This window comes from Anaerococcus lactolyticus ATCC 51172, from assembly GCF_000156575.1.
Taxonomy (GTDB): Bacteria; Bacillota; Clostridia; order Tissierellales; family Peptoniphilaceae; genus Anaerococcus; species Anaerococcus lactolyticus.
The window spans coordinates 550,747-552,351 of the sequence record NZ_GG666044.1; the positions used below are offsets into that span (position 1 = coordinate 550,747).

Below are 1,605 nucleotides of genomic sequence, written 5' to 3' on the forward strand. Positions count from 1 at the left end.
ATATGTTAATCCAAGAAAAGCTGTTTATGACCATGTAGACGAGGAAGATAAGGGTGTAACGAAATGGAACACCCCTGGAGGAATACAGAATATTTCAATAATTAATGAATCAGGATTGTATTCACTTATCCTTTCATCAAAACTACCACAAGCAAAAATATTCAAAGCTTGGGTAACTAGAGAAGTCTTACCAAGTATTAGAAAAAATGGAGGATATATAGCTGGTCAAGAAAAGAAAACTAACGAAGAGCTACTTGCAGATGCAATTCTTGTAGCCAATAGAATTATTGCCGAAAGAGAAGAAGAAAATGAAGTATTAAGACCAAAGGCAGACTATTATGACAAATTAGTAGATTATAACCTACTTACAAACTTTAGAAATACTGCCAAAGAGTTAGGAATACCACAAAACCAGTTTATAAGATTTTTAATGGATAAGGGATTAATTTATAGAGATAAGAAAAAGAAACTCTTACCTTATGCAGATAAGAACAAGGGATATTTTGAAGTAAAAGAATGGGTTGATCCGCTAGGGACACTTGTAGGAATACAAACATTTATAACACCAAAGGGAAGACACTACCTACTAATTTTATTAGATAGTGAAGGTTTCTACGATGAATAAGATATTAGAAGCCATTCTTTCTGATATTAAAAACTTAATTAAAATAGACAACCCAAAGAAATTTATATTATCAAACATTCCTTATTTATCCTTTTTCTACATTGGAAATATCTTTTCTAAGCACATCAATTCTTATGTTGGAGGAGATATTATTGATAGATTAATGGTGGGAATTTCTGATATAGGAACTTTATCCTATATACCAAGCCTTAATCCAAGGGACTTGTTAGTAGGCATTTCAGTTGCTGCTCTTGTTAAGCTAATTGTTTATAGCAAAGGAAAAAATAAAAAGAAATATAGGCAAGGTAAAGAGTATGGATCTGCAAGATGGGGAGAAAGTAAGGATATTGCTCCATACATTGACCCTAAGTTTGAAAATAATGTTCTAATAACTAATACTGAAAGACTAACAATGAACTCAAGACCTAAAAACCCTAAATATGCTAGAAATAAAAATGTATTAGTAATAGGTGGTTCTGGATCAGGTAAGACAAGATTTTATGTAAAACCAAATCTAATGCAAATGCACTCTTCCTATGTAGTAACAGACCCTAAAGGCACGCTTGTGTTAGAGTGTGGAAAAATGCTTTATGAAAATGGATACGACATAAAGATATTAAACACAATAAACTTTAAAAAATCTATGAAATACAATCCATTTGCTTATTTGAGAAGTGAAAAAGATATTTTAAAACTTGTCCAAACAATTATCGCCAACACCAAGGGAGATGGAGAAAAGGCAGGAGAAGATTTCTGGGTGAAGGCTGAAAAGCTATATTACACTGCTCTCATCGGTTATATCTATTATGAAGCACCAGAAGAAGAAAAGAACTTTAAGACACTTTTGGATATGATTGACGCAAGTGAAGTCAGAGAAGATGATGAAACCTATATGAACCCAATTGATAGGCTCTTTGAAGCTCTTGAAAAGAAAGATCCAAGTCATTTTGCAGTTAAGCAATATAAGAAATATAAACTGG

The 1,605-nt window shown here is 32.3% G+C and carries 2 protein-coding genes; both read left to right on the forward strand.

Going from position 1 to position 1,605, the window contains the following annotated elements; all coding sequences use genetic code 11:
* Positions 1-625 (forward strand): phage antirepressor KilAC domain-containing protein (locus HMPREF0072_RS02540; RefSeq protein WP_039931009.1); only part of this gene is annotated, 625 nt, incomplete at its 5' end.
* The coding region (locus HMPREF0072_RS02545; RefSeq protein WP_004827254.1) for a type IV secretory system conjugative DNA transfer family protein at positions 618-1,605 on the forward strand (988 nt) is incomplete at its 3' end. The genes HMPREF0072_RS02540 and HMPREF0072_RS02545, both read left to right, overlap by 8 nt.